The 4,943-nt window shown below is 68.0% G+C and carries 5 protein-coding genes and 1 pseudogene; 4 read left to right on the plus strand and 2 right to left on the minus strand.

Features of this window, described 5'->3' with window-relative positions; genetic code table 11:
* Nucleotides 1-208: pseudogene (locus AB0I21_RS57035) on the plus strand (hypothetical protein); the annotation flags it as partial.
* Nucleotides 209-567: 359 nt separating this feature from the next.
* Here AB0I21_RS57035 and AB0I21_RS57040 read toward each other — a convergent pair.
* Both AB0I21_RS57040 and AB0I21_RS57045 read right to left on the minus strand, forming a co-directional pair.
* Nucleotides 568-1,236 (minus strand): hypothetical protein, encoded by a 669-nt coding sequence (locus tag AB0I21_RS57040; protein ID WP_360574379.1) that lies wholly within the window; start codon nt 1,234-1,236, stop codon nt 568-570.
* Nucleotides 1,237-1,334: 98 nt separating this feature from the next.
* A complete protein-coding gene (locus AB0I21_RS57045) occupies nt 1,335-1,514 on the minus strand; it encodes a hypothetical protein (protein WP_360574381.1) in 180 nt (59 codons plus the stop codon).
* 365 nt (nt 1,515-1,879) lie between these two features.
* Here AB0I21_RS57045 and AB0I21_RS57050 point away from each other — a divergent pair, with 365 nt between their 5' ends.
* The 3 genes from AB0I21_RS57050 (at nt 1,880) to AB0I21_RS57060 (ending at nt 4,389) form a co-directional block, all read left to right on the plus strand.
* Nucleotides 1,880-2,488 carry a hypothetical protein gene (locus AB0I21_RS57050; protein ID WP_360574383.1) on the plus strand — a complete coding sequence of 203 codons (609 nt, stop codon included), beginning with the start codon at nt 1,880-1,882 and terminating at the stop codon, nt 2,486-2,488.
* A gap of 670 nt (nt 2,489-3,158) precedes the next feature.
* The gene (locus AB0I21_RS57055; RefSeq protein ID WP_360574385.1) at nt 3,159-3,470 is read left to right on the plus strand and encodes a hypothetical protein; all 312 of its coding nucleotides are present in this window, start codon (nt 3,159-3,161) and stop codon (nt 3,468-3,470) included.
* Nucleotides 3,471-4,164: 694 nt separating this feature from the next.
* Complete coding sequence (locus tag AB0I21_RS57060; protein WP_360574387.1) at nt 4,165-4,389, plus strand: hypothetical protein; 225 nt, start codon at nt 4,165-4,167, stop codon at nt 4,387-4,389.
* Nucleotides 4,390-4,943: the final 554 nt, after the last annotated feature.

Consider the following 4,943-nt stretch of genomic DNA (forward strand, 5'->3'; position numbering starts at 1 on the left):
CAACGTTCTGCCGGTGGCCCGCGAGCGGGTACGACTGCGCACCTCGGGTCTGGGCGACGACGCGACCCTTGTCGGCGCCGCCGAACTCGGCTTTGCCCCACTACTGGCCAACCCGCAACACCTGCTCGCCTTCGGCACGGCCGCAACGCCGGCCCGCACGGGAACACGCGACAGTCAACTACTTCGGGCAACCACCGAAGGGGCCTAAATTGGACGACCGCCCATCTCGCTCGAGGCCAGCCGGGACATCGTGATCGAGGCAACAGCGTCAGCCGCACCACCACCGACGGCATCCGGGTAGCCTCATTCCTCCCCGAGCTGCCTCGTGCGAACCAACATGGTCACCGGCGCGGCCGGCGACGGCATCGGCGTGGCCACCACTGGCAACAGCCCGTCACCGGCATCGTCTTCACGGACCACCTGGTGTGGTGCGACTCCATCAACTCCCCGGCACGCCGTACCGCTACGGTCGGGTCGCCTGACCCTCCAGCCATCCGGCCCGTCCCGATCAACGTGAGCCCGGCCGGTGACTGCCAGCCGGGGACTCGGGGCCGCGCGGCCCTCGGCTCAGGAGTTGGTGAGGTCCGTGGACTCGCCGGTGGCGGGGTCGACGGTCTCCTCGTAGACGCCGTCGCCGTCGGCGTCGATCGCGATGAGGTCGACCTCGCCGTCGCCGTCCGTGTCGGCCTCCAGCACGTTGGCGCCGTCGTCGAGAGTGTAGATCTTGGCCTGGTCGACGACGCCGTCGCCGTTGAGGTCCTTGTCGTCGAGGGTGACGTACTCTTCGCTCATAATTACGTGGTCCTCCAGTCGCAGGTGTGGGGAAGCGTAGCGGCCACGAAGGGCCCTGCTACTTCGGGTCCGGCGGCTGCACGCCGGCCTCCCAGGACGCCAGGGTTGCGCTGGCTGGAGGCCTGACGAGGTCGCCGCCAGACAGGCCCTCGGACCTGAGGGACCGGCGGCCGCTTTGTCGAGGTGGTGCAGCAGGTCGTGGGCCTCGAGTTCGACCGCCTTGTGTCGCCACTCGGCGGCGCGGCAGACGCGGGCGATGAGGCCCGTGCGAAGCACGCGGCGCAGGTCGACGTACACGAACGCGTAGCGGGCCTTGGTCTCGTCGGCCGCGCCGTCGGTCAGGGCCAGGTGCCACTCGGCGTAATCCGTCCACGAGTGCCGGCCGAGAAACATATTCTCGTCGTCGACCCGCGGCTGGGGCTCGCACCAGTCGCTCTTCAGCACGTACTGCTTCGCGTCGATCAGGCGTTGGCTCGCTCCACCGCGGCAGGGTTCACCGTGTAGCGGACATGGCACATCCACGATATCGGGCGTGCGTCGGGTCAGGTGCGGTTACGGCGGGCGGCGAGCCGGTCGGCGATGGCGTTGTAGAGGCGGCCCACCCAGGACAGGTCGCCGCCGCCCGACGTCGAATGGGTGCCGAGGAACTGCACATTCGGGTCGGGGCCGCCGGAATACTCGGCGCTGGTCTGGCCCGGGATGCGTTTGGGCTGCGCGCTCATCGGTCGTCACCATTCCATGCGCTCCGGCGACCGGTTCGGCCGTACCTACATTGAAGCCCGGCAAGAGTCAGATCGTCCCCGCCCTGGCACATCCTGAGGAAGTCTTGTCAGATGGGTGGTCGCAGCGGCACAAGATCACGTGCGCACTCATCGGCTTCTTATCCGTGAGCTGGGCTGCCGAAGATGCGGCAGCGTTCCGTCGCGAGCTGATCGCGGCTACGACAGTGCGTGTGATCTTGTGGGGATTCGATCCCTTCTGAGGCCGATTGGCTGCCGGACCGGGTGCGATCATCTGTCCGGGCGAGCGCGGTCTGGCAGGATGCCGGGTTGTGGCGGCGCTGGGTGTGCGGGCGCGGGAGTGAGCGATGGCCGGATTCAGCTTCAAGACGTCGTGGCTGGCGGTACGGCGTGGTTCGGTAGCGGCTGTGGCGGACGTTCTCGGGCTCGTCGATCGGCGGCCGGCGGGTTGGGCCGATGGCACCGAGGAGGCGTACCGGCGCGGTGTGTACGTGGTGTCCGTGGGCGATGACTGGACGCTCGCTCATGGGGTCCAGCATCTGCGCGGGCACGGGCTGGACGGTTCGCTGGACGGGTTCCCTGAGTGGCTGAGCGCGGTGAGCGCTCGCCTGGGCGAGGTTCAGTTCTTCGGTTCGCATCGCACCGTCGACTATGTTGCGTGGGCGTTGGCGCGCGGCGGCACGCTGGAACGTGGATACGCCTACACCGGTGACGACGGCGTGGTCCTCAACGTCGGCGAGCCCACAGCCGTCGAACGTGAGCTCGGTGTGGGCGTTGTACCGCTCGACTCCTGGAGCGACGAGGAATACGACACGTGGTACCGCCGTGCCGGAGACGAGGAGCACGTGATGCGGGTGGCCGGCGCCTGGAGCATCGACCCGCGCGGACTCACCCAAGACCACGTCCGACAGCCCGGCGTCCTCGGCGTACCGGGCAACGCCAGCTCCTACCGTTAGAGATCGAGGCCGCGAATGCGCAACTCGCGGCTATCTGTGCCGGCGTAGGTCTGTGACGCCGGATAGCGCGCGCCCTCCGGCATGACCGGAAACGTGGTCAAGCTGGCGATGCGGGCAGCCGATCCGCCCATCAAGCTTCCCCACGCGATGGACGTGCTCGAGTTCCGGTACCTGTGCTGGCGTCCGCCGCGACGCCTCGTGCTGACAGCTGGTCGGGCCCACGATCGTCGACACGAGCGCGAAGCTGTTCGGCCCTGCGCCTGCAGCGCGTTCGGCAACGAGTGCACCGCGGCTTCCGGAGGCCAAGGTGCGTGCCGAGCGGATCGCAGCATGTGCGGATGGCGTTCAGCCCGGTTGCGTTGCCGCGGCGCTCGCCTGATACGCGGCAACGGTGGATCATCGATCCGGCCAGCCGCTGTGGCGCGGCTGGCGGCGACCGATGGTGGGGCAGCGTGGAGTTCGCGTTTCGAGATGTGATGGCACGAGCGGCAACTGTCGGCCGCGAGGTGGAACTCGCCGACGTGCATGGAATCTTCGGCACGGCGGTCCCAACCCGGGCGCAAGCTCTTCGGACCTGACTGCGCTCAGGCAGCGCGTCGATCTCCCCTCGTGGTATCCGGAGTTCCTGGCCTACTGCGACGGCTGGGTCGGCTTTGACGGGCAGACGGACATGCTGCCGATCGCCGAGCTGATCGACGGGCCGGCCACCGAACAGGCCTGGGTGATCGTCGAGGCGTACGACGAGGGCAGCGACCGGCAGTTCGGGCTCTCCCGCGACAGGTACCTCGTCATCGGCGCGGCTGAGTTGAGCCTGAGCGTCGTCCTGCTCGACCTCACATCGCCGCATCAGGTGCGCTGGCTCACCCAAGCGGGCGTGGAACAATTCCCCACCCTCGACGCCCTCATCGCGACTGCCACTGAATGGCACCTGGAGACGCTTGCCGCCCTGCGAGCAGACCCGTGGCTGGGCATCGCAGACTGATGGCAGCAGGGGCGCACCGACAACGGCGATAGCGAGCACTTCAATCACGGTGCGAGCTGCCGACCTGGCGCCACGCAGCGTGACGATCTCCGGATAGGCCGCCACGCGACACCTGCGGCATGTGCGTGCACGTAATTTAGGTGCCGTGCGCTGCGGTTTCGGGCGGGCTGGTGGCTTGAGAATGATGCAGTGTCCGGGAGACGACGGGGCGTCATGCTCTATGGGTTCGGGGTTGACGCCGTCGTGGGGGCGTTGCAGAACTTGGATCCGCGGTACGTGCTGGTCGATCGCGTAGTACCACAGTTCAGGCGGGTGGCGGTGCTGCGTTGCCGTGACGGTGCGGTGGCCGATGCTGCCCGGGAGGCGGCGCCTGGTGTCGCCTGGTTGGTGGTTGAGCTGTACCGGCCCGGCGCTGATGTGCAGCGAGCCCGGGACCCTCTGCTCAGGCTCAACACCTCCAAGGTCGATCCCGAGATGGCGCTGGCTCGGTTGTGGGCGACCGATGTGTGCTCGGCCTGCACGTCCCGCCACGGGTAGGAGGAAACCGTGGAATCGGCGACGTGGATGGACGCGCCGTCGGATACGCACTGCCACAAGGCGGCAGACGGGGCCGCGCACGGCCGGCGGCAGATCCGGACGCCTGGCTTGGTCAGGTGATTGTGGCAACGAAGATGTTGATCTACGCTGCCGAACCGTGAGCCTTCGAGTCCTGTCCACGCGCATCTGCGCCGCCGCCACCGGTGTCGTCGCCTCGACCGCCGCCGGCGCCCCGGCATGGGCCGGCTCCGGGACGCAAGCGTCTGGAAGCGCAGCGGAAGACATCGCGTACTCGCTTGGCCGCCTGACCAGCATGCTGTGCTGCATCGCAGTCGTTGTCGGCGTTGTCGTCTTCCTGATACGCCGCAACAACAGGCGCTGACGGCCCGCACCTTTCCAGCATGAGCGTGTACCGATCGTCGGCAGTGAGCCGTACCCCTTCGCTGTGCTGGTTGTCGGAATCCGCTTCTACTCGAGCAGCTTCGTCGGCGGCGGGATCGCTCCGAGCAGCGTCCGGAACCGCGGGGGTGACCCGGGCCGAGCCGCGTAGCGGCCGTGTCAATCGCCGCTCCTACACCTGATCCGACGGAAGACAGCAGCTCTACCTCTCGGCCCGAGGAATCCTGCGCCCGGCCACCGACGATGCGGCCGTCGACCAGTGTCGGTCCCGCCGTCCGGCGGCCGACTCTGGTGTTCTTCAGTTCGGGGCCCACCTTCGAGGTCACCGAGCGGGACCTTACGGACGCGCCAACGCAGCGCCGGTCCCAGCCGGATTGACACACCCGACAGCGATTCGATACAGAGCGTAATGGCCATACCAGGGGACGCGCACGCTCGGCGGCATGAGCGTGCATCCGTGCGCTCGCTGGCAGGACTGCGCGTTCGGCACTGATGCCGGTAGGCCCGGTACGTCTTCGGACTACAGGTAGATCTCGG

Source organism: Dactylosporangium sp. NPDC050588, from assembly GCF_040654975.1.
Lineage (GTDB): Bacteria > Actinomycetota > Actinomycetes > Mycobacteriales > Micromonosporaceae > Dactylosporangium > Dactylosporangium maewongense.